This window comes from Geoglobus ahangari, assembly GCF_001006045.1.
Lineage (GTDB): Archaea > Halobacteriota > Archaeoglobi > Archaeoglobales > Archaeoglobaceae > Geoglobus > Geoglobus ahangari.
In genome coordinates this window covers 1,545,714-1,564,336 of the sequence record NZ_CP011267.1, presented here as the reverse complement: position 1 = coordinate 1,564,336, position 18,623 = coordinate 1,545,714, and the positions used below count along the sequence as shown (strand labels likewise).

Below are 18,623 nucleotides of genomic sequence, written 5' to 3'. Positions count from 1 at the left end.
AATGTGGAAGTTTCTCGCCCCGAGGGTTATCTTCGGAGAGGATTCGGTGGAGTTCCTCGAGAGGTACGAGGACAGCAGGCCAGTTGTGGTGACCGACAAAGTGATGGTGGAGCTCGGGCATCTGGACACCATCGGAAAGCACCTCGGGGAGTTCGAGGTCTACGCCGCAGAGCCGAGAGAGCCTCTTAAGAGCGACGCCCTCGACCTTGCGGAGAGGATAAGGGAGCTGAACCCCGACATTATCATCGCCCTTGGTGGAGGGAGTGTGATAGACCTCGCGAAGGCAGGGAGGATCCTGTCAGAGGTCGAGATGGAGCCCGAGGAGATTACGCCCTTCACCGACCTCAGGGACTACGGGTTTGAGAAGAGGACGGAGTTCATCGCCATTCCAACAACAAGCGGGACGGGAAGTGAGGCGAGCTGGGCGATAGTGCTGAAGGATGAAGAGGAGGACAGGAAGGTCGTGATGGCCAACGAGGAAGTTGTGCCAGACTACGCCATCGTTGACCCGGTCTTCGTCAAAAGCATGCCGGGGAAGCTGGTGATCTCTACAGGATTTGACGCGCTGAGCCACGCGGTTGAGGCCTTCCTCTCGACGTTCAGCAACCCCTTCAGCGACGCCCTCGCCGTTAGGGCGACGAGGGACATCCTCGAGAACATCGAAAAGTCCTTCGAGGGTGATGAGATGGCAAGGGAAGTCATGCACATCTCCGCCACGATGGCAGGGATGGCCTTCAGCAACTCGCAGGTTGGAGTCGTTCACGCGCTCGCACACGCATTCGGGGCGGTCATGAATGTCCCCCATGGAGATGCGATAGCCGGGTTTCTGCTTCCAGTCCTCGAGTTCTACAGGGAGAGGGGCGTGGAGAGGCTGGACGAGCTGTCAAGGCTCGTTGGATTCGACGTGATGGAGAGGATTAGAGAGATTTCCGAAAGGTTTGACGTTTTCTCGGTCTTTTCCGAGAAGCCTTTCGATGATGCAATTCCCGAGATCGTTGAGAAGGCTATGCAGGACAGCTGCGTTATCACGGGCCCGTTCGTGCCCGATGCAGAGGATCTCGAGAACATCCTCAGGAGGTTGGTCTGAATGATGTATGCAGGAAAGATTTTGCGGGTCAACCTTGAGAGTGGAGAGGTTAAGGAGTACAGGCCGGAAAACAGCCTTTACGAGGAGTATGTTGGTGGAGGAGGTGTTGCGGTAAACCTCCACCTCGACTACGGAAGCTACAAGGCCGAGCCGTTCAGCGGTGACAACCCGCTGATAGTCATGACCGGGCCGCTGACCGCCTCGGCTCTCTCTGCTTCAAGAGCCCAGTTCACCGCACGCTCCCCCCTGACATACGCATGGGGGGAGAGCAGCTCAGGCGGGAAGTTCGCCACCTACCTGAAGAGGGCAGGATGGGACGGGCTGATCGTCGAGGGCAAGAGCGACAGACCGGTGTATCTGTACATTGACTCGAGTGGAGCCGAGATAAGGAGCGCCGACCACCTGTGGGGGAAAACGACGTACGAGGCTCAGGAGGCAATAGAGAGGGATGAGGGGGATGTATCCACGGCCGTGATAGGGCCAGCCGGAGAGAACCTTGTCAGGTATGCGTGCATCCTCGTCGACAACTCGAGGGCCGCCGGAAGGACGGGGATGGGTGCGGTGATGGGCAGCAAGAGGCTGAAGGCCATTGCGGTTGCGAAGGATGAAGCTTTCACCCCAGAGCCTGCAGACCCGGAGGGGTACAGGAGGGCGATGAACGACCTCGTTGCGAGGATCAAGGACAACTTCACGGCCAACATGTTCAAGGAAGTTGGAACAGGTGGCTACGTGGAGTCCTCGGAGATGTTCGGAGACCTGCCGACAAAGTACTTCACCCAAGGAGTTTTCGGCGCTGCGGAGAAGATTTCGAGCAACTATATTGTAGAGAGATACCTGAAGAGGCACGATGGGTGCTTGGGCTGCCCGATAAGGTGCGGAAAAGTGCTGGACTACAACGGCAAAGAATACCACCTTCCCGAGTACGAGACCCTCGCGAGCTACGGCTCGCTCCTCATGATAGACTCGGCTGAGGCTCTCATAGAGATGAACCACCTCGCCAACTCGCTCGGCCTCGACACCATCTCTTCCGGCGTCACGATCGGCATGGCCATGTACCTGACAGAGAACAACATAGCCGACTTCGGCATCAGGTTCGGAGAGGCAGAGAAGGCCAGACAGATGCTTGAAGATATAGCGTTCAGGAGGGGAAAGGGCGATGTGCTTGCCGAGGGAAGCATGAGGGTGGAGCAGCAGCTCGGATTGCATGGAGTGGCCGCCCACGTCAGGGGGCTCGAGATACCGATGCACGATCCGAGAGCTTTTGCGAGCCTCGCCGTTGCCTACGCGACCAACAACAGGGGTGCATGCCACCTGCCCCACCAAATGTACAACATTGAGATGGGCATGAAGATAAAGGAGTACGGCATAGTTAGCAGCGGGAGGTTCGAGAACGAGGGCAAGGGAGTGATAACGGCAAAGATGCAGAACTACTCCGAGATCTTCAACTCCCTCATCATGTGCGTATTTGTACCTGCAAAGCCGAAGCACATCTCCCAGCTTCTGTCAACATCCACGGGCATCGATTACACCATCGAGAGGATCTACGAGGTTGGTGAGAGGACATTCCTGAGGAAGAGGGAGTTCAACGAGCTTGCCGGGAGAGGAAAGGAGTGGGACAGGCTGCCAGAGATAATCATGCAGCCCGTTGATGGTGGCAGCGAGGGGCACGTGCCGGATCTTGAGGTGCAGCTAAGGGAGTACTACCAGTTCAGGGGCTGGTAACCCCTTCTTTTTTGTTCCCTCCTTCAGCATCTCGTAGAAGATGGGCGTGGCAACCATTGCGGAGAACAGGATGTAGGCGATCTCGAAGCCAAGATACCCGCTGAGAAATCCGGCGACGAGCGGGCCGAGAGTAAGGCCGGCTGTTATGACAGACGAGAGGACGCTCATGGACATGGCGTAGCTCAAACCGCTTCTCTCTGCCACGTAGACAGCCGAGGATGTGTAAACAAGGGCCACGACGAACCCCTGAATGAACCTGACCGCGAGAAAAACAGGAAAGCTTCTGACAAGAAATAGGAGTGCTGTGAACGAGAGCAGAATTGACGAGAGGAAGTAAACTCTCTTGGCCCCCTTCCTGTCGGTTATTCTTCCCGCGAAGGTGTTGAAGACAGTCCTCGTTGTGAGGTAGAGGGTAAAGGAGAGCCCGAACTCGAATGGAGTTATGCTCAGCCTCTCCATGAACGAGTTCTCGAGGGGGACTATTGAGGACATGAGCGCTACCGCAGCGGAAAGGGAGAGGAGGACAGGGACGGTTTCCCTTCCAAGGTCAAGAATCCCGCCGCTCCTCCCCCTCACCGACACATCTCCAGCATCCTCAACGAAGATGGCAACGGCAATGGCGGAGACAAGCACGAGGAGAGCGGAGATGTAGAAGACCACATCTATCCCCATCGCGATTAAAGTGCCAGCAAGGACTGGTGAGGCTGAGAAGCCGAGGTCAGTGAAGGTGTTGTATATCCCGAATGACTCACCCTTCTTCCTCCCGGCGAAGTGCATGAGAAGCGTGAGGCTGGATACCATCAGAAAGCTCTCCACGATTCCGAGAAGCGCCCTGAGGACCACAAGCTCCTCCACGCTCCTGACCCTCGTGTAGAGCATTACGAGGATGGCTGTAAGGAAGAGGGAGGAGAAGAGGAACCACTTGGGATGCGCCTTCCTCTCTATCACCTTTCCAGCGACTGGCTGGAAGATTGTGGCGAGCAGACCCCACGTGGATATAACTATCCCGGACAGCGTGTCTACTGGCATTGAGGAGTGAGCTATCGCCCCAATTAGTATCGGGAGCGTGAAGTAGGCCATCCCCCCTCCGAGGGAGTCTGCAAACCTCGCAGCTGATATGGACAGAACTCTCCGCTCCACACAACCCATCCCACATCTCGCGTTAAAAATTGAGCGGAGAAAAGCTATTTATCTCAATTTTTCGCAGGAAATTCGTGAAGTTGGCTGATGGCGTCTATCTGATAGAGGGGGAGAACGCCGGAAGGTTCCCCTACTGCAACTGCCTGCTCGTGGACAGGCTCCTGATCGACTCGAGCTGCGGAATTGACAGACTCAAGGAGGTTCTGGACAGATTCGACTCCCTCGTTCTGACCCACACCCATCCCGATCACGCCTCCGGAGCTTGGTTCGCGGAGAGTCGTGGAAAGAGGGTTTTCACGCCTCACCCGAACACGAGGGTAGAGGAGCTGGCGAGGAGGTTCGCTCCGGGGATTGAGGACAGGTGGAAGGACTTCGCGATGAACGTTGCCGGCCTCAGGGACTTCAGCGGAACCCTCTACGACGAGAGCCACGACTTCAGCACGGAGAACCACGAGGTCGTTCCTGTCAAAACTGAGGGGCACACAGTGGACATGCATCTCTTCCTGATAGACGGGAAGATCCTGTTCTCGGCAGACATAGATCTCACCTCTTTCGGTCCATGGTACGGCAACCCTGAGAGCGATCCGGAGAGGTTCAAGAGGAGCGTGGAGAAGCTGTTCAGCCTCGACTTCGACGTGATCGTGCCATCCCACCGCCCTCCGGTGTTCGGCAGGGACAAGATAGAGGGGCTGCTCTCAGAATTTCTCGAGCACTTCGACAGGAGAGAGGAGGAGATACTGGAGCTGTGGAGAGCAGGACGTGCGGTGGATGAGATCGTCGAGATCTCGCCCATCTACCGGGGAAGAAAGCCCGGACGGAGGGACATCCTCGACTACTTCGAGAGAAACATGATCCTGAAGCACCTGAAAAACAGGGGAATTGAGGTGGAGTGAGCTATACTCCGTACTCCCTGAACGCTGAAAGGGCAAAGCTGACCTCTTCCTCTCTAATAGTCAGCGGCGGGATGATTCTCACATCTCTCTCCGAGGTCGCGTTGACGAGCACACTCCTGCTCATGAGGTGCTGGCTGAGGCCCTTGGCGTCACCAACGCTAACCCCGATCATCAGCCCGAAGCCCCTGACGTCCTCAACGAAGTCGAGACCCTTAAGACCGTTCATGAACAGCTCACCCATCCTCCTTGCATTTTCCAGAAGGTTGTTCTGCTCGATGTACTCTATTGTGGCCAATGCAGCCTCACACGCAAGCGGATTTCCGCCGAATGTTGAGCCGTGGTCTCCCTTCTCAATCTTCGTGTGCACGTCCTCGCTTACGGCAACAGCCCCCACGGGGAATCCGTTGCCCATTGCCTTGGCCATCGTCATGATGTCGGGCGTTGCATTGTAGATGTCCTTCGCGAACCACTCCCCGGTTCTGCCAAAGCCCGTCTGCACCTCGTCGAATATCACGAGGAATCCGAGCTCGTCCCTGAGCTCGAAGATCCTCCTGACGAAATCCCTATCTGCGGGAAACACCCCCGCCTCGCCCTGCACGGGCTCGAGTATCACTGCCGCAGTGTCCCTGTCAGCGGCTCTCTCAAGGCTCTCGATCGAGTTGAAGTCGGCAAAGCTCACCGGCCCGACAAGCGGCTCGAACGGCTTTCTGAACTTCTCCTTCCAAGTAACGGAAAGGGCACCCATCGTTCTGCCGTGAAAGCCGTTCGTGAATGCGACGAACTTCTTCCTCCCCGTCGCCCTTCTCGCGATTTTCAGCGCAGCCTCAACGCTCTCCGTGCCAGAGTTCGTGAAGAAGAACCTGTCGAGGGAGGTGATCTCCTTAAGCTTCTCAGCGAGCTCCACCTGTGGCTTGGTGTAGAAAAGATTGGAGACGTGCATCAGCTTTCTTGCCTGCTCGGCAATTCTGCTCGCAACGAACTCGTTTCCATGTCCAACCGAAACGCAGGCTATCCCAGCTATCAGATCGAGGTATTTCTTGCCATCCTCGTCGTAGAGCCAGCAGCCCTCTCCCCTCTCCACGACAATCGAGTAGCGGTTGAAAAACTGCATGAAGACCTTTCCTTCCCTCTCGATCCACTCACTCATACTCGATCGTTGCAGGTGGTTTTGGAGTTATGTCGTAAACCACTCTGACAACCTCAGGAATTTCTCCCGTGATCCTGAGCGCTATCCTCCTGAGCTTCTCGTAGTCGAGGTTCAGCGGATCGGCCGTCATCCCGTCCCTGCTCTCAACTGCCCTGACGGAGATGACATAGCCATAAACCCTGATGTCCCCCTTGACTCCCGTCGCCTTGCCTATGAGAGCGGCGAATGCCTGCCACTTCGGCGTGTCTCTGAGCTCCTCCTCGACTATCTGCGTCGCCTTCCTCACGACCTCGACCTTCTCAGGCGTAACCTCTCCGACGACCCTGACGGCAAGCCCCGGCCCGGGGAATGGCATCCTCTCGGATATCTCCTCCGGAAGGCCGAGGTACCTCGCCACCTCCCTGACCTCGTCCTTGTAAAGCTCCCTGAGCGGCTCTATGACCCCCTTGAACCTGTAGTGAGTCGGAAATCCCCCAACGTTGTGGTGACTCTTTATTCCACCCTGACTCTCGATTATGTCCGGGTAGATCGTGCCCTGAATCAGGTAGTCTGCCTTGACCTCCTCCGCAACCCTCTCGAAGACCCTCACGAACAGCTCTCCGATCACCTTCCTCTTCTCCTCCGGGTCAGTAACTCCCTTCAGCGCCTCAAAGAACTCATCTCTTGCATCTATGAACCTGAGGTTCATGTTCCCGAATATCTCCCTCACCCTTTCGGGCTCTCCCGCCCTCATCAGGCCAGTGTCAACGAAAACCGGAATCAGCCTGTCACCTATCGCCCTGTGGGCAAGCACGGTGCACACTGAGCTGTCAACACCACCTGAGAGAGCGATTATCGCCTTTCCGTCTCCAACCTGATCCTTAATCTCCTGAATGGCCTTCTCGACAAATTTCTCCACATTAACCATTTGTCTCCCTCCTGTACTCAAGAGCCGCCCCCACCAGCCCCATGAACGGTGGTGAGGGTGAGAAGGGTTTCGCCTTGAACTCGGGATGGAACTGGGTGGCGAAGAAGAACCTCCTGTCTGGCAGCTCGAGAATCTCCATTCTCCGCCCATTGTCAGAATATCCGGAGAAAACCAGACCGCTTTTCTCGAACTCCGGTATGTAGTCCGGGTTAACCTCATACCTGTGCCTGTGCCTCTCGTATATCCTCTCAGAGTTGTAGAGGGAGTAGGCTATCGTTCCCCTCTTCACCGTGATCTCTATGTCTCCGAGCCTCATAGTCCCTCCGAGCTTGTCAATCTCCCTCTGCTCGGGGAGGAGGTCTATGACCGGATGCTCCGTATCTCCAAATTCTGTGCTGTTCGCATCCTCGTATCCAAGAACGTTTCTTGCATACTCTATTACCGAGAGCTGGAACCCGAGGCAGATCCCAAGGAAAGGTATGTCGTTCTCCCTCGCGTACTGTATCGCCCTTATCTTGCCTTCCACCCCCCTCTGCCCGAAGCCGCCGGGAACGAGGATTCCATCGGCATCAATCTCAATCTCCTCGAAGTCCTCGAGCTCCTCGCTGTCAACCCAGATGGGTTTCACTACCGCTCCGTGGTATATCCCCGCTATCTTCAGAGCCTCCCTGATGCTGATATAGGCATCCCTCACGTCCATGTACTTGCCGACTATTGCTATGCTGACCTCCTCTCTCGCGTTCCACATCTTCTCCACGAACTTCTCCCACTCCTGAGAGCTCTCCCTCTTCTCCAGCCTGAGTTTCTCCGCGATGTATCTGTCAAGCCTCTCTTTCTTGAAGAGGAGCGGAACCTCGTATATGTCGTCTGCATCCTTCGCGCTTATGACAGCCTCAACAGGCACATCGCAGAAGAGCGAGATCTTCCTCTTCGTTGATTCGAGGAGCTCCTCCTTGCACCTCCCGACTATCACGTCTGGATGGAGACCGAGGCTCCTCAGCTCCTTCACGCTGTGCTGGGTGGGCTTGGTCTTCTGCTCCCCACCGCTGTCCAGTGGAATTAGAGTCACATGAACGAGCAGAAAGTCCTCCTCCCTCTCCTCGTTGTGCATCTGCCTTATCGCCTCGAGGAAAGGCATGCTCTCTATGTCTCCAACAGTACCTCCAACCTCCACAAGGCATATGTCGGCATCATTCCTCCTCGCCACGTCCCTGATCCACCTCTTGATCTCATCAGTTACGTGGGGGATTATCTGAACAGTCTGGCCCAAGTACTCCCCCTTCCTCTCCTTCTCGATGACGTTCCTGTATATCTTGCCGGTCGTGATGTTGTGGTCTCCGGTGAGCTCTATGCCGATGAACCTCTCGTAGTGGCCGAGGTCGAGGTCGACCTCTGTTCCATCTTTCAGCACGTAGACCTCTCCGTGCTGGAACGGGTTCATGGTTCCGGCGTCGATGTTGATGTAGGGGTCTATTTTGATGGGGATCACCCTGTAGCCCATGTCAACGAGGATTCTGCCTATGCTCGCGGCTGTGATCCCCTTTCCGAGACCGCTCATCACTCCTCCGGTAACCACGATGAACTTCATAGCTTCTCCCTCAGCTCCACCGGAAGAAGGTTCGGTATCCCGTTCTCAATCGGGTAGTCTACACCACAGCTGTCGCATATCAGCCTGCCGAAAAGCACCTCTTCCTCATTTTCCTCGTGAACCTCAAGCCTCAGCTCGCCCTTGCAGGTAGGGCATGCGAGAATGTCAAGAAGGCTCCTCCTCATAACGCACAACCACTCTTTCCGCAACTATTAAAGTTTTTGATTGCCAGCAGATTCGGACAGCTGGTGTGAGATCCAAGGCATTGCCAGCAGGAGAGCGGGCAAGGCTTTAAATAGTTCCTGAACCAAACTTCATGTGGGTGTTGCTTATGGTTAGCGACGAGCTTAGGGAGTTGCTCAACAGGGCGATCGCCAGGGAGATGCAGGTGTCCATCCAGTACATGTGGCAGCATGTCCTCGCGAAGGGCTTTGAGGGAGAGGTGGTGAAGGCCCAGCTCAGGGCAATAGCGCTCGTGGAGATGAGACACGCGGAGCTCATCGCCGAGAGGCTTAGCTACCTCGGAGGAGAGCCAACAACCACTCCAGACCAGATAACGATCGGGAAAACCGTGAGGGAGATGATCGAGCTCGACAAGAAGGCTGAGGAGGAGGCTATAGAGCTCTACAGGAAGATCATAAAGAAGGCCATGGAAGAAGAAGACTACACAACAGCAAAGCTCTTCGAGCAGATCCTCGAAGAGGAGGAGGCGCACCACGACTACTTCTCGTCAATCCTCGGGGAATAAAAGGAGAATAATTCAACCCACATTTTTACAGCTTCTCGCTCCTCAGGTCGATTATCTGCTCTAAGGAAGGGCCGGTTGAGATGAGCGTAACTGGTACGCCAGTGTCATCCTCAACTCTCTCCACGAACTCCTTGGCCTTGGGTGTCAGCTTCTCCCACTCCCTCACACCAAAGCACTCCTTGTCGAGCCTGTCTATTCCGGTTATGGCTATCTGCGTCGCCCCGTTCACCATCGCAGAGTACCTCGCGAGTTCGCCGTCCCACCAGCCAACTCTCCTCCTCCTTCCGGTCACAGTCCCGTACTCCACAATGCCGAGCTTCTCCGCCTCCTCCTGACTCATCTCCGTTGGAAATGGCCCGGCGCCAACCCTCGTGGGGAAGGTCTTGAACACAACGACCACATCCTCTATCTTGGTGGGGCCAACCCCAACATCAGCGGCCATCTGAGATGCGGAGGTGTCCTTGGACGTCACGTACGGGTAGGTGCCGTAGTACAGGCTGAGCGCGAACCCCTGAGTACCCTCAATGAGCACGAACTCCCCGCTGTCTATGGCCTCGTTCACCTCAAGCGGAACATCTGTCAGAAACGGCTGCAGCTCCGGAACCTCCTTCGCCAGCTTCGCCACCCTCATCACCCTGTCAGCATTCGCTGGCCCGCAGCCACTGCCTGTAGAGCCAATCTTCCCGGAGAGGTGCTCAGAGCTTCTGTCAGCCTCTATGTGCCTCTGCTCTATTATCGCACACCTGAAGTCAACCCTCGCCCTGTCCTCTACCCCGAGCGTTTTGACCTCATCGAGAAACACCTGTGGGTTCACGAGGACTCCGGCACCCACCAGAAGCTTCGCGTCCCTGTACACAAAGCCGGATGGCAGCATCCTTACCCCGTACTTCTTCCCATTGAACTCAACCGTGTGTCCCGCATTCGGCCCAACTCCGCCTCTCGCTATTATTTTTGGCCTGTCGGAGTGAGCTATGTGGGCAATTATCTTCCCCTTACCCTCATCGCCCCAGAATCCACCCACAACAATCGTCGCTGTCATCCTGATTACACCCGAGGTAAGGTGTGCGAGCTATTATTTAAATCTTCATCTTCTCATGCAGAGCACAACAAACGTTAAAAACAGAGAGGAGCAGGTGGTGAAAGATGATCCTCAGAGGCAAAGCGTGGAAATTTGGCGACGACATCTCGACCGACCACATAACTCCCGGCAGGTACTACCACCTGAGAAGCAACATGCCAGAGCTCGCAAAGCACGTCATGGAAGATGCGGATCCGGAGTTCCCGAAGAAGATGAAGCCCGGAGACTTCATCGTCGCAGGCAAGAACTTCGGCATGGGGAGCAGCAGGGAGCACGCGCCGCTCGCAATAAAGATTGCAGGTGTTTCAGCGGTCATAGCCAAGTCGTTCGCCAGAATCTTCTACAGGAACGCCATAAACGTTGGACTCCCCGTGCTCATAGCCGACACGGACAGGATAGACTCCGGCGATGAGCTCGAGGTTGACCTCTCAACCGGAAAAATAAAAAACCTTACCAAGAGTGAAGAAATAGAGGCTAAGCCCCTCCCCGAAATAATGATAAACATCCTGAACGAAGGGGGGCTCGTGGAGTACGTGAAGAAAAAGGGTGACCTCGTGGTATGATACCACCCCGTAAAAAGTGCCCCGTGTGCGGTAATGAGGTTTACTTCCTTCCGACCTCGAACGGCCTCGTGTGCGGTATCTGCAACACGAGGGTGAGTTCGAGCTACTGAGCCGCCGTAGCTCAGCTGGTCAGAGCGGGTGACTCGTAATCACCAGGCCGCGGGTTCGAATCCCGCCGGCGGCTTTTCGGTTTTTTGCCATTTTCTGCGTGCTCAGTATTCTCTAAGTATGTCCACAAACCCCAGCTTCATGTCGAACTGGAAGTATATGGCGAGCAGCACCTCGTCTAGCTCAATTCTGTGCACAGGATCTATTGCCGAGGGCATGTCGTAGCTCACGCTCGCGGTTCCGGCGAAGATTACCTTCTCCCCATTTGGATCGACGTGGAAGTCTATGTCCGCGTACCACTTGACAAGCTGGGTCACCCCACCCTTCCCGTTTATCGGCGGGAAGTGCCTGACGGAGTAGAGGTACGTGGGCTTGGGCAGAACCATGTCTATCAGCCCTCCCGTTGCCCTTGCAGATGGCCTCATCGTGAACGTGACGAGTCTCGTTCCCTCAGGCCTCTCGAGAATGCCCTGAACGACATCGTAGCTCTTCCTCAGCTCTATCTTCGCCAGTTTCTTCGGCGCTCCGGCTATTTCTCTGCCAGCAGCCATTGCAGCGTCGTTGGTGACGTAAATGTATGGGATGTAGTAGCCCATGTCTCCATTCTCGTCTTCAACCTGAATCGTGCTTATGAACTCCCAGTACTCTCCGAGGGTGCTGAAGGAGTAGTGGGAGATCCATATCCCTCCCTGCGGAGGGTCGCTGTAGGGCTTCAGACCTTCAGGCAGGATCTCGCTCACGTCACCTCTTATGGTGAAAAAGGCGGTTATCGCCTCACAGTTCCTGTACTCTATTCCCCTCTCCTCGTCCACCTCATAAAGCGGGGAATCAAAGGGAATTCCCTTCAGCATGCTTCACCACCTCCTAATCATACCACTTCGAAATTTTCTCAACATCGTAGTAGTCCTTCTCGTAGTTCTCAACAACGTCCTCTCCTGCCTCGAGGCTCAGAACCTCCACAGTCCCGTCCTCGATCTGCAGAGCTCTCGCATCTCTGAAAAGCTTTTCAATTATAAACTCCCTGCTGAGCCCAGAGGCACCAAAAATCTGAAGCGCGTCATTGGCCACCTCAAATGCGATCCTCTTGGCGTATATCTGCGCCGCCCTCGCGTGTCTTGGTGAAGCGTCAGCAGTCCTCTCGTCTATTATCCTGCGGTGGGTGTACTCCGTCACCTTTCGAACGTAGTATCTTGCAGTCTCTATCTTCTCGAACATCTCGTAGAGCTTCAGCTTGATGTTCTTGTGCCTGACAAGCGGCACGCCTCCCTGCACCCTCTCCCTCGCGTAGCTCAAAGCCTCCTCAAACGCGGCCCTCGCAAGTCCAACGGCAAACGCACCCATCCCGCAGCTCGTCAGGCAGAGGAGCTGGTCGAGAAACACCCCGTAAAAGAACCCGGGAGCGACAACAACGTGGCTCTCCGGAATTCTGACCCCGTCGAAGAAAAGCTCTCCCTGCGGGTCGTCCCTCATCCCGAGCATGTCCGCAGGCCTGCCCTTTCTCACTCCATCTGCATCAAGGGGCACGATGCAGAACAGTCCATCGAGCAGGGTTTTTCCGTCCTTGAGCTGGGCATGCAACCCGCAGTGGGTTGCCACTGGAGCTGAAGAGACCCATGCGGACTTCTGGCCCGAGATTATCCACTCGTCTCCGTCCTTTTCGGCAACAACGTTTCCCTTTCCAAACTTCCTCACAAGCTCCTCATCCTCCCTGAGGGCGATCAGGTAGTCGCTGCCGTGCTCGGGCTCGGTAACTCCCCAGCACCCGTGATACTTCCCCTTGTCGTCCTCAAGCCATGGAACGACGAGTTCTTCGTAAAGCTCAGGAGGGCCGAATAGTGCTGCGCACGCAAACGGAATCTGGTCAACGCCTATTGCTGTGGCAAGCCCCAGGCTCCCCCATCCGAGCTCCTCCATTATCATGTACCTCTGCAGGGGGGTCAGGTCAACACCACCCATCTCCGCCGGAATTGTTATCTTGTGGTATCCGAGCTTCTTCATCTCCCGGAAGACCCTGAAGTACGGAGAATTCGGCTTGACTCTCTCCTCAGGCTCCATTCTGTCCAGCTCTATGGATGCGGGCCTCATAACTTCCACAGCAAAGCGGTGCACCTCCTCCTTCAGAAGCTTGTCCTCATCGCTCAGCTCGTCGAGGTCGAGAAACTTCATGGAGCAAGATTTGTCATTAAAATTTATAACAATTTTTACTCCAGCCCCTCAAATTGACCGGAAAAAAAGTCAAGGTGAAAGCCAGAGGTTATCCGAACAGCTCATTCAGCTCCTGCACCTTCACCTCTCTCTGCTCACCGCTCCTCAGATCCTTGACCGTCACAACCCCTCTGTCAAACTCCTCGCCAGCGAAGACGGCATAGTCTGCATTGATCGAGTTGGCGAAGCTCAGCTGCTTCTTCACGTTCCTGCCCATCACATCAACAACCGCAGCAACCCCAGCTTCCCTGATAATCTCTGCGACCTTCATCGCCTTCTTGTGGTCGCCAAAGCCAACCACAATCGCGACCTTCGGCCTCTCAACCTCAACCTCGCAGACCTCCGCGACTCTGTCAAACCCAATCGCGAACCCTGTTGACGGCACGTCCTCCCCGCCGAATAGCTTTGCGAGCCTGTAGCTGCCACCACCGCACACCTGCTTCTGAGCCCCCAGACCCTCAGCATACATCTCGAAAACCACGCCCGTGTAGTAGTCCAGCCCCCTTGCTATCCCGAAGTCCAGCCTGAAATCCACGCCGAGGGATTCAAGGATTTCTGCAACCCTCTCAACGTGGCTGTAGTCAAAGTCCGGGTAGATCTCCCTCGCCTCCTCGACACTCTCAGCCTCAGACAGCTGCAGAACGACATCGAGGAGGTGTTTCCTCCCCTCAGCCCTCAAAAGCTCCTCGAGCCCCTTCCAGTCCTTCTTGTCTATGAGCCTCATCGCCCTGTCCCTCTCCCCAACATCCCTCAGAACGCTCCTCAGCAGTCCAACATGCCCGACGTGAAGGGTGAACCTGACTCTGAGAGCCTTCAGAATCTTGTAAGCCAGGTAGATGACCTCCGCGTCACTCTCAGGCCTGTCGCTTCCTATTAGCTCCACACCAAACTGCCAGAACTCCCTGTACCTCCCCTTCTGAGGCCTTTCATACCTGAAGCAGTTGGCGAAGTAGTAAAACCTCAGGGGCCTCGGCATGACCGAGCACTCGTTCACGAACATCCTCATTACGGGAGCCGTGAGTTCAGGCCTCAGCGCCAGATCTCTGCCGGACTTGTCCTTGAAGGCGTAGATCTCCTCCACTATCCCCTCTCCGGACTTGAGCGTGAAGAGCTCGAGGTGCTCGAATGTCGGCGTCGCAACCTCCCTGTACCCGAAGCTCTCCGCGATCCTCCTCATCAAGTTCTCTATAGCCCTCCTCCTCTCCATTTCGTCGGGCAGAAAGTCTCTCGTCCCCCTCGGCCTCTCAATCCTCATCCTTCTTCCCCTCCACGAGCCTCAGATACTCCCTCAGCATTCTCGGAAACTTGTTAGCCTCGACGAACCTCAAACCCATCCTCTCACTCCACCTTCTTATCCCCTCATCGCTCGAGACTACAGCCGCATCAAGCTCTTTGGCGAGAAGCAGAACGTCAAGGTCTGGGGATGAGTCGAGGACGCCGTGCCTCATGACCTCCCGGTACTTGTCCCTGAACTTTGAGATCAGCTCCCCCACCTCGTCCTTCAGATCCTCCCTCTTCTCATACTTCAGGCCGAGAGCCGAACTCTCCCACATGAAGTCCTCGGCTATGCGCCTCGCCTTGTTTATCTTCTGGCGCATCGTGATGATGTACTCGTGAAAGATCTCCGCGGGAATCTTGACCTCGTACCTGTTTGGTGTTTTTTTGACGAGCCACGTGTCGAGCTTGACAAAGACCTCCTTCTCACACCCGTACCTCTTGAAAAAGCTCGTAAGCTCGGTGTAGACGGACGGATAGGGGACGTAGCAGCTTATGTCCAGCTTGAGCCTCGCCTTGGCGATGAGGTCGAGTATGTCGTTCGCAGACTCGCAGAGCGTCTCATAGCCCTCCTTCACCCTCATCCCGGTGTCCGTGATTGCGGTCGTGTCGAGAACGAACCTCTGTCTCATCCCTTCCACCTTACGTACACGAATATGTGATCCCTGTGATACGGATCCAGAGAGCCCCTCTTCAGCACCCTGAAGCTCCTGCTCAGCTCCTCGACGACTTCAGAGTAAACCTCCTCCGGATCCCTCGTCGAGTCTATGCTCCTCGCCTTGACGAAGATCAGCCCTTCAGCATCCTCCTCTGCGAAAAACTGAAAGTTCCTTCTGAATATCTCAACCTGATTTCGCTGCGCTATGTCCTGATAGATGAAGTCCACCTTCTCAACAATCCCGCTGTACCTCTCCGGCTTGCCCGCATCGCCGAGGATCGGAATTATGTTCTTCCTCTCCATCGCCAGCTCCAGAAACTTCTGGAACGGCTTTGCCGAGTACTCTACTCCATAAATCACGCCCTCGTCGAGAATGTCAGATATGTGGCTGACCGTCGTTCCGCTCGCACATCCCAGATAGAGCATTTTCATGTCCCTCTCCAGCCTCACCTTTTCCCCCTTGATGAGCATTGCACCGAGCTTGCTCCTCTGCGGAATCCACTCCCTGTAGTCTCCAAACTTCCTCTCCCCGTAGTGGGGAGGATAGGGTGATCTGGTGAACAGCCTCCTTCTGCCGTCCACCTCTCCAACAAACACGTTGTGCAGGATTTCACTTCCTTGAAAGCTGCTCATACTTCCCCCTAACCTCCTCAGCGAGCTTTTCATTCAACTCTCCCTTGAAGTAATCAATCCTCGCAGCTATCGCGAGCTTTCCGGCCATGAACCTCGCCATCTTCCCCCTCTTCTTCTTGGGCAGGGTTTTTATGAACGGATGCTGGAAGATGACTCCGTGCTTCGGCACCTTCGCCTTTCTCCCCTTCCTCATTCTCGCGAGCGCCTTGAACAGCGACTTCTCGGCACCTATAACCTGTATCGTGCTTGCAGGCATCTCCGCGAGCTTCTCCAGGCTCCCGGCCTTCTCAAGCAGCCTCGCCCCTATCTTCTCCCCAACGATTTCGCTCACGTTGGGTGCGATCTTCCTCATGACAACCTCTATCTCCCTCTCTATCTCTCCCCTGAACCTCTTGAGCTCGAGAATCTTCTCCTCGAACTCCCTAACAAGCTCGCTCTCCTTGACCTCCTTCAGCTCCCTGAGCTTCTCGTCCAGCAGGTTGGCGGTGTTGTTTATCTCGTCCAAGGTTCTGACGAGGGCTATTACGTACCTGTCCTCCCTCCTCAGCTCCTTCTCCACGAGCATCTGGGCAACGCTTATAGCTACCTTCCTGAGCGTCGGGTAGTACTCCTCACCAAACACCTCGGCACCAACCTCGCTCACCGAGAATGGGAGGGGAGATGGGTTGTGCGCGTTGAGGAACGACCTCCTCAGGTCTCCGCTCTTCTCCACCCTCCCGTTCTCGTAAACACCAAACCACAGGTTATACCTCAACGTCAGCCCCCCTGTTCCTCGCCTTGGTCTTCACAACGCCAACATCCACCCATCTCTCGGAGAAGTAGGCCTTTCCGGCCTCCACACCTTCCTTCTCCCCGATGAAGTAAACGGTCGGCCCCGTGGAGGACATGCCAACCGCCCCGTATTCCCTCAGCTCCTCTATGGCTCCGGAGATCAAGTCACCATACTGCATGACCTCCGCCCTCTTAAAGCCCAGGTGCTGGATCCTGTAAACGGCCTCTGCGAAACCATCCAAGTCGTGCTCTACCACAGACGGGAGGAGCTTCATGAGTATCAGGTGCGAAAGCTCCCTGACCTCCTCAAGTGGCAGAGGGGTGTTCCTCTCGAACAGATCCTTCTCCCTCATTCCGTAGAAGCCCTTTCCCTCGGGTATGAAGAGGTAAACGTCCCAGTCCTCCGGGAAGCCCAGCCTCGAGATGACTGGTGCGGGCCTCGCCCTGCTGAAGGAGGATGGCAAGAATCCAGGCTTTTCCCTTCTCGAGTGACCTCCATCTACAATCAACCCCCCGCTCTCGAAGGCCGCGACCCCTATTCCAGACGTTCCACCCCTGCCGGTAAGCACGGCAACGTCTCTCGGGGACATGTCGATTCCATACAGCCTGCAGTAGGCAACCCCCACGGCCAAACTCGTCTGCGTTCCGCTCCCGAGTCCAATGTGGGATGGATAGCTCTCCTTTACTTCCACCTCGATTCCCCTTCCAAATTTCTCGGCGAATATCTTTGCTACGTCCTCGAACCTCTTGAGGGACTCTCCCTCACCCCTAACAACAACCCCGTCACTCTCCCTCGCAACGAGCTCTATTCCGGGGGAGTCGAGGGTCAGGCCCACGCCGCCATCCACTCTTCCGATTTCCCCGTTGAGGTCTATGAGGGTAATGTGGATTCTCGAGGGGGTTCTGATGCGAACCCTCATTCTCTCACCCTGAGCGTCACCTTCTTCAGGTAGTACTGGGAGCGGGTGTCCACGATGTAGGCCTCTGGGGCAATTGTCGGCATGTGGTAGCCCGTGAATATCCTAAGAATCTCCCCGGCCTGAATTGAGCATGTCAGGGCGTAGGATATGGGGTCGAACTTGACCCTCGGCATCTCAACCTCCCAGTACTTCACACCGTCTGGCAGAAACGTGGTGATTATGTTCGGGATGAAGGGTGAGCCGAGCTCCTCGGCAATTCTCGCCGCAATGTCGATGTGCTTGTGCGCAACAACCACATCTATCCCCTTGAGCTGCCTCTTCAGCTCCCTGTAGTCGTCCGGGAACGGGTAGCTTATCACGCACGAGTCTGGGCTCATCGGGTGAACAACATCATAGTCATTTGCCTCGAGTGGCTCAACCGTGCAGTCCAGCCTCGCGTCGTTTGGAGTGATGAAGTCCCCTATGTACCTCACACATCCAACGCCTCCCCTCCACAGCAGCTCCATGAGCATCCTGCTGCCTATTACCGCGACGCTGAACTTGCTCAGGTACTCTATCTTCTCCTCCTCCGCCATCCCGTGCCAGAAAATCTTCCCGATGTTCATTCCCTTTCCCTCATCGCCTTCATGACGTCGTGCTTCGTCACTATTCCCACTATCTTACCGTTTTCGACCACGAGTAGTGCAGGGTTATTTAAAAGCATTTTCGAGATGCTCTCCAGCGTCTCGTTCGGTGATATCTCCGGAAGGGGATCCTCCATGATGTCCTTCACCGTCATGTTCTCCGCCCCGTCAATTCCCCGGATCATCACGACCTTCAGTATCGAACTCTCAGTTATGCAGCCCAGATTTGACCCGTCCTTGATCACGGGAAGCTGGGATATCCCCTTCTCCCTCATAACGTCTATGACGTCGAGAAGGCCGTCATCCGGGCTGGCGGAGATGACCGGAGAGTTCATGATCCTGCGGGCGTTAATGCCCTTCCCCTCAAGCTCGCCGAGAACCTCAAAAATCCTTTTGACGAGTGAGAGCTTGGGATCGAGGTCACCGCTTTCAATCCTCGCTATCAGCGGCTGGCTGACACCGACGAGCTCGGCCAGCTTCTTCTGGGTTATGCCGAGCTTCTTTCGCTTTCGCTTGATTTCCTCGATCTCAAAAAACATGTAGTCCATTCATCCCGG

20 protein-coding genes and 1 tRNA gene are annotated in these 18,623 nt (G+C 55.6%); 6 read left to right on the top strand and 15 right to left on the bottom strand.

Annotated features, from left to right (window positions below; translation table 11 throughout):
• The first annotated feature begins 1 nt into the window (after position 1).
• The gene (locus GAH_RS09020) at positions 2–1,087 is read left to right on the top strand and encodes an iron-containing alcohol dehydrogenase (RefSeq protein WP_052747835.1); all 1,086 of its coding nucleotides are present in this window, start codon (positions 2–4) and stop codon (positions 1,085–1,087) included.
• Positions 1,088–2,809 carry an aldehyde ferredoxin oxidoreductase family protein gene (locus GAH_RS09015; protein ID WP_048096255.1) on the top strand — a complete coding sequence of 574 codons (1,722 nt, stop codon included), beginning with the start codon at positions 1,088–1,090 and terminating at the stop codon, positions 2,807–2,809.
• Here GAH_RS09015 and GAH_RS09010 read toward each other — a convergent pair.
• Complete coding sequence (locus GAH_RS09010; protein WP_048096253.1) at positions 2,777–3,949, bottom strand: MFS transporter; 1,173 nt, start codon at positions 3,947–3,949, stop codon at positions 2,777–2,779. The two genes, GAH_RS09015 and GAH_RS09010, sit on opposite strands and share 33 nt — an antisense overlap.
• A 74-nt stretch (positions 3,950–4,023) precedes the next feature.
• Between GAH_RS09010 and GAH_RS09005 the strand changes: the two genes are divergently transcribed.
• Complete coding sequence (locus tag GAH_RS09005) at positions 4,024–4,842, top strand: MBL fold metallo-hydrolase (protein ID WP_048096251.1); 819 nt, start codon at positions 4,024–4,026, stop codon at positions 4,840–4,842.
• A 1-nt stretch (position 4,843) separates the two neighbouring features.
• Here GAH_RS09005 and GAH_RS09000 read toward each other — a convergent pair whose 3' ends face one another.
• Genes GAH_RS09000 through GAH_RS08985 form a run of 4 tightly spaced genes read right to left on the bottom strand, consistent with a single transcriptional unit; the run spans position 4,844 to position 8,669 of the window.
• Positions 4,844–5,989, bottom strand: coding sequence for an aspartate aminotransferase family protein (locus tag GAH_RS09000; RefSeq protein ID WP_048096250.1), 1,146 nt, complete (start codon positions 5,987–5,989; stop codon positions 4,844–4,846).
• A complete protein-coding gene (gene guaA, locus GAH_RS08995) occupies positions 5,982–6,896 on the bottom strand; it encodes a glutamine-hydrolyzing GMP synthase (RefSeq protein ID WP_048096248.1) in 915 nt (304 codons plus the stop codon). Before guaA ends, GAH_RS09000 begins: the two co-directional genes overlap by 8 nt.
• Positions 6,889–8,484, bottom strand: coding sequence for a glutamine hydrolyzing CTP synthase (gene pyrG / locus GAH_RS08990; RefSeq protein WP_048096246.1), 1,596 nt, complete (start codon positions 8,482–8,484; stop codon positions 6,889–6,891). The genes guaA and pyrG overlap by 8 nt, the downstream gene beginning before the upstream one ends.
• Positions 8,481–8,669, bottom strand: a complete 189-nt coding sequence (locus GAH_RS08985; protein WP_048096245.1) for a methytransferase partner Trm112 — start codon at positions 8,667–8,669, stop codon at positions 8,481–8,483. The genes pyrG and GAH_RS08985 overlap by 4 nt, the downstream gene beginning before the upstream one ends.
• Before the next feature lie 146 nt (positions 8,670–8,815).
• Here GAH_RS08985 and GAH_RS08980 point away from each other — a divergent pair, with 146 nt between their 5' ends.
• Positions 8,816–9,232, top strand: coding sequence for a ferritin-like domain-containing protein (locus tag GAH_RS08980; RefSeq protein WP_048096243.1), 417 nt, complete (start codon positions 8,816–8,818; stop codon positions 9,230–9,232).
• A 25-nt stretch (positions 9,233–9,257) separates the two neighbouring features.
• Here the strand turns inward: GAH_RS08980 and GAH_RS08975 are convergent, their stop codons facing one another.
• Complete coding sequence (locus tag GAH_RS08975; protein WP_048096242.1) at positions 9,258–10,271, bottom strand: adenylosuccinate synthetase; 1,014 nt, start codon at positions 10,269–10,271, stop codon at positions 9,258–9,260.
• 104 nt (positions 10,272–10,375) lie between these two features.
• Between GAH_RS08975 and GAH_RS08970 the strand changes: the two genes are divergently transcribed.
• Complete coding sequence (locus GAH_RS08970; RefSeq protein ID WP_048096241.1) at positions 10,376–10,873, top strand: 3-isopropylmalate dehydratase small subunit; 498 nt, start codon at positions 10,376–10,378, stop codon at positions 10,871–10,873.
• Positions 10,874–10,983: 110 nt separating this feature from the next.
• Positions 10,984–11,057: transfer RNA gene (locus tag GAH_RS08965), tRNA-Thr, on the top strand.
• A gap of 28 nt (positions 11,058–11,085) precedes the next feature.
• Here GAH_RS08965 and GAH_RS08960 read toward each other — a convergent pair.
• From GAH_RS08960 to GAH_RS08920, 9 genes are all read right to left on the bottom strand, one after another.
• Complete coding sequence (locus GAH_RS08960) at positions 11,086–11,832, bottom strand: acetoacetate decarboxylase family protein (RefSeq protein ID WP_048096240.1); 747 nt, start codon at positions 11,830–11,832, stop codon at positions 11,086–11,088.
• 13 nt (positions 11,833–11,845) lie between these two features.
• Positions 11,846–13,147 (bottom strand): acyl-CoA dehydrogenase family protein, encoded by a 1,302-nt coding sequence (locus GAH_RS08955; protein WP_048096238.1) that lies wholly within the window; start codon positions 13,145–13,147, stop codon positions 11,846–11,848.
• Between the two features lie 88 nt (positions 13,148–13,235).
• Positions 13,236–14,441: a histidine--tRNA ligase gene (gene hisS / locus GAH_RS08950; protein ID WP_048096237.1), complete on the bottom strand. Its 1,206-nt coding sequence runs from the start codon at positions 14,439–14,441 to the stop codon at positions 13,236–13,238.
• Complete coding sequence (locus tag GAH_RS08945) at positions 14,431–15,093, bottom strand: RNA ligase partner protein (protein ID WP_048096236.1); 663 nt, start codon at positions 15,091–15,093, stop codon at positions 14,431–14,433. Before GAH_RS08945 ends, hisS begins: the two co-directional genes overlap by 11 nt.
• Entirely contained in the window at positions 15,090–15,752 is a 663-nt protein-coding gene (locus GAH_RS08940) for a fibrillarin-like rRNA/tRNA 2'-O-methyltransferase (RefSeq protein ID WP_048096234.1), read from the bottom strand. The genes GAH_RS08945 and GAH_RS08940 overlap by 4 nt, the downstream gene beginning before the upstream one ends.
• Complete coding sequence (locus GAH_RS08935) at positions 15,730–16,506, bottom strand: NOP5/NOP56 family protein (RefSeq protein WP_048096233.1); 777 nt, start codon at positions 16,504–16,506, stop codon at positions 15,730–15,732. The genes GAH_RS08940 and GAH_RS08935 overlap by 23 nt, the downstream gene beginning before the upstream one ends.
• Positions 16,496–17,443 (bottom strand): beta-ribofuranosylaminobenzene 5'-phosphate synthase, encoded by a 948-nt coding sequence (locus tag GAH_RS08930; protein ID WP_048096232.1) that lies wholly within the window; start codon positions 17,441–17,443, stop codon positions 16,496–16,498. Before GAH_RS08930 ends, GAH_RS08935 begins: the two co-directional genes overlap by 11 nt.
• Positions 17,440–18,048, bottom strand: coding sequence for a hypothetical protein (locus GAH_RS08925; RefSeq protein WP_048096231.1), 609 nt, complete (start codon positions 18,046–18,048; stop codon positions 17,440–17,442). The genes GAH_RS08930 and GAH_RS08925 overlap by 4 nt, the downstream gene beginning before the upstream one ends.
• Positions 18,045–18,614: a CBS domain-containing protein gene (locus GAH_RS08920; RefSeq protein WP_245604012.1), complete on the bottom strand. Its 570-nt coding sequence runs from the start codon at positions 18,612–18,614 to the stop codon at positions 18,045–18,047. Before GAH_RS08920 ends, GAH_RS08925 begins: the two co-directional genes overlap by 4 nt.
• Positions 18,615–18,623 lie beyond the last annotated feature (9 nt).

Coding starts and splice junctions, on each gene's coding strand:
- GAH_RS09020 (WP_052747835.1), top strand. CDS start 2: ATGTGGAAGTTTCTCGCCCCGAGGGTTATCTTCGGAGAGGATTCGGTG.
- GAH_RS09015 (WP_048096255.1), top strand. CDS start 1,088: ATGATGTATGCAGGAAAGATTTTGCGGGTCAACCTTGAGAGTGGAGAG.
- GAH_RS09000 (WP_048096250.1), bottom strand. CDS start 5,989: ATGAGTGAGTGGATCGAGAGGGAAGGAAAGGTCTTCATGCAGTTTTTC.
- guaA (WP_048096248.1), bottom strand. CDS start 6,896: ATGGTTAATGTGGAGAAATTTGTCGAGAAGGCCATTCAGGAGATTAAG.
- pyrG (WP_048096246.1), bottom strand. CDS start 8,484: ATGAAGTTCATCGTGGTTACCGGAGGAGTGATGAGCGGTCTCGGAAAG.
- GAH_RS08985 (WP_048096245.1), bottom strand. CDS start 8,669: ATGAGGAGGAGCCTTCTTGACATTCTCGCATGCCCTACCTGCAAGGGC.
- GAH_RS08980 (WP_048096243.1), top strand. CDS start 8,816: ATGGTTAGCGACGAGCTTAGGGAGTTGCTCAACAGGGCGATCGCCAGG.
- GAH_RS08975 (WP_048096242.1), bottom strand. CDS start 10,271: ATGACAGCGACGATTGTTGTGGGTGGATTCTGGGGCGATGAGGGTAAG.
- GAH_RS08970 (WP_048096241.1), top strand. CDS start 10,376: ATGATCCTCAGAGGCAAAGCGTGGAAATTTGGCGACGACATCTCGACC.
- GAH_RS08960 (WP_048096240.1), bottom strand. CDS start 11,832: ATGCTGAAGGGAATTCCCTTTGATTCCCCGCTTTATGAGGTGGACGAG.
- GAH_RS08955 (WP_048096238.1), bottom strand. CDS start 13,147: ATGAAGTTTCTCGACCTCGACGAGCTGAGCGATGAGGACAAGCTTCTG.
- hisS (WP_048096237.1), bottom strand. CDS start 14,441: ATGAGGATTGAGAGGCCGAGGGGGACGAGAGACTTTCTGCCCGACGAA.
- GAH_RS08945 (WP_048096236.1), bottom strand. CDS start 15,093: ATGAGACAGAGGTTCGTTCTCGACACGACCGCAATCACGGACACCGGG.
- GAH_RS08940 (WP_048096234.1), bottom strand. CDS start 15,752: ATGAGCAGCTTTCAAGGAAGTGAAATCCTGCACAACGTGTTTGTTGGA.
- GAH_RS08930 (WP_048096232.1), bottom strand. CDS start 17,443: ATGAGGGTTCGCATCAGAACCCCCTCGAGAATCCACATTACCCTCATA.
- GAH_RS08925 (WP_048096231.1), bottom strand. CDS start 18,048: ATGAACATCGGGAAGATTTTCTGGCACGGGATGGCGGAGGAGGAGAAG.
- GAH_RS08920 (WP_245604012.1), bottom strand. CDS start 18,614: ATGGACTACATGTTTTTTGAGATCGAGGAAATCAAGCGAAAGCGAAAG.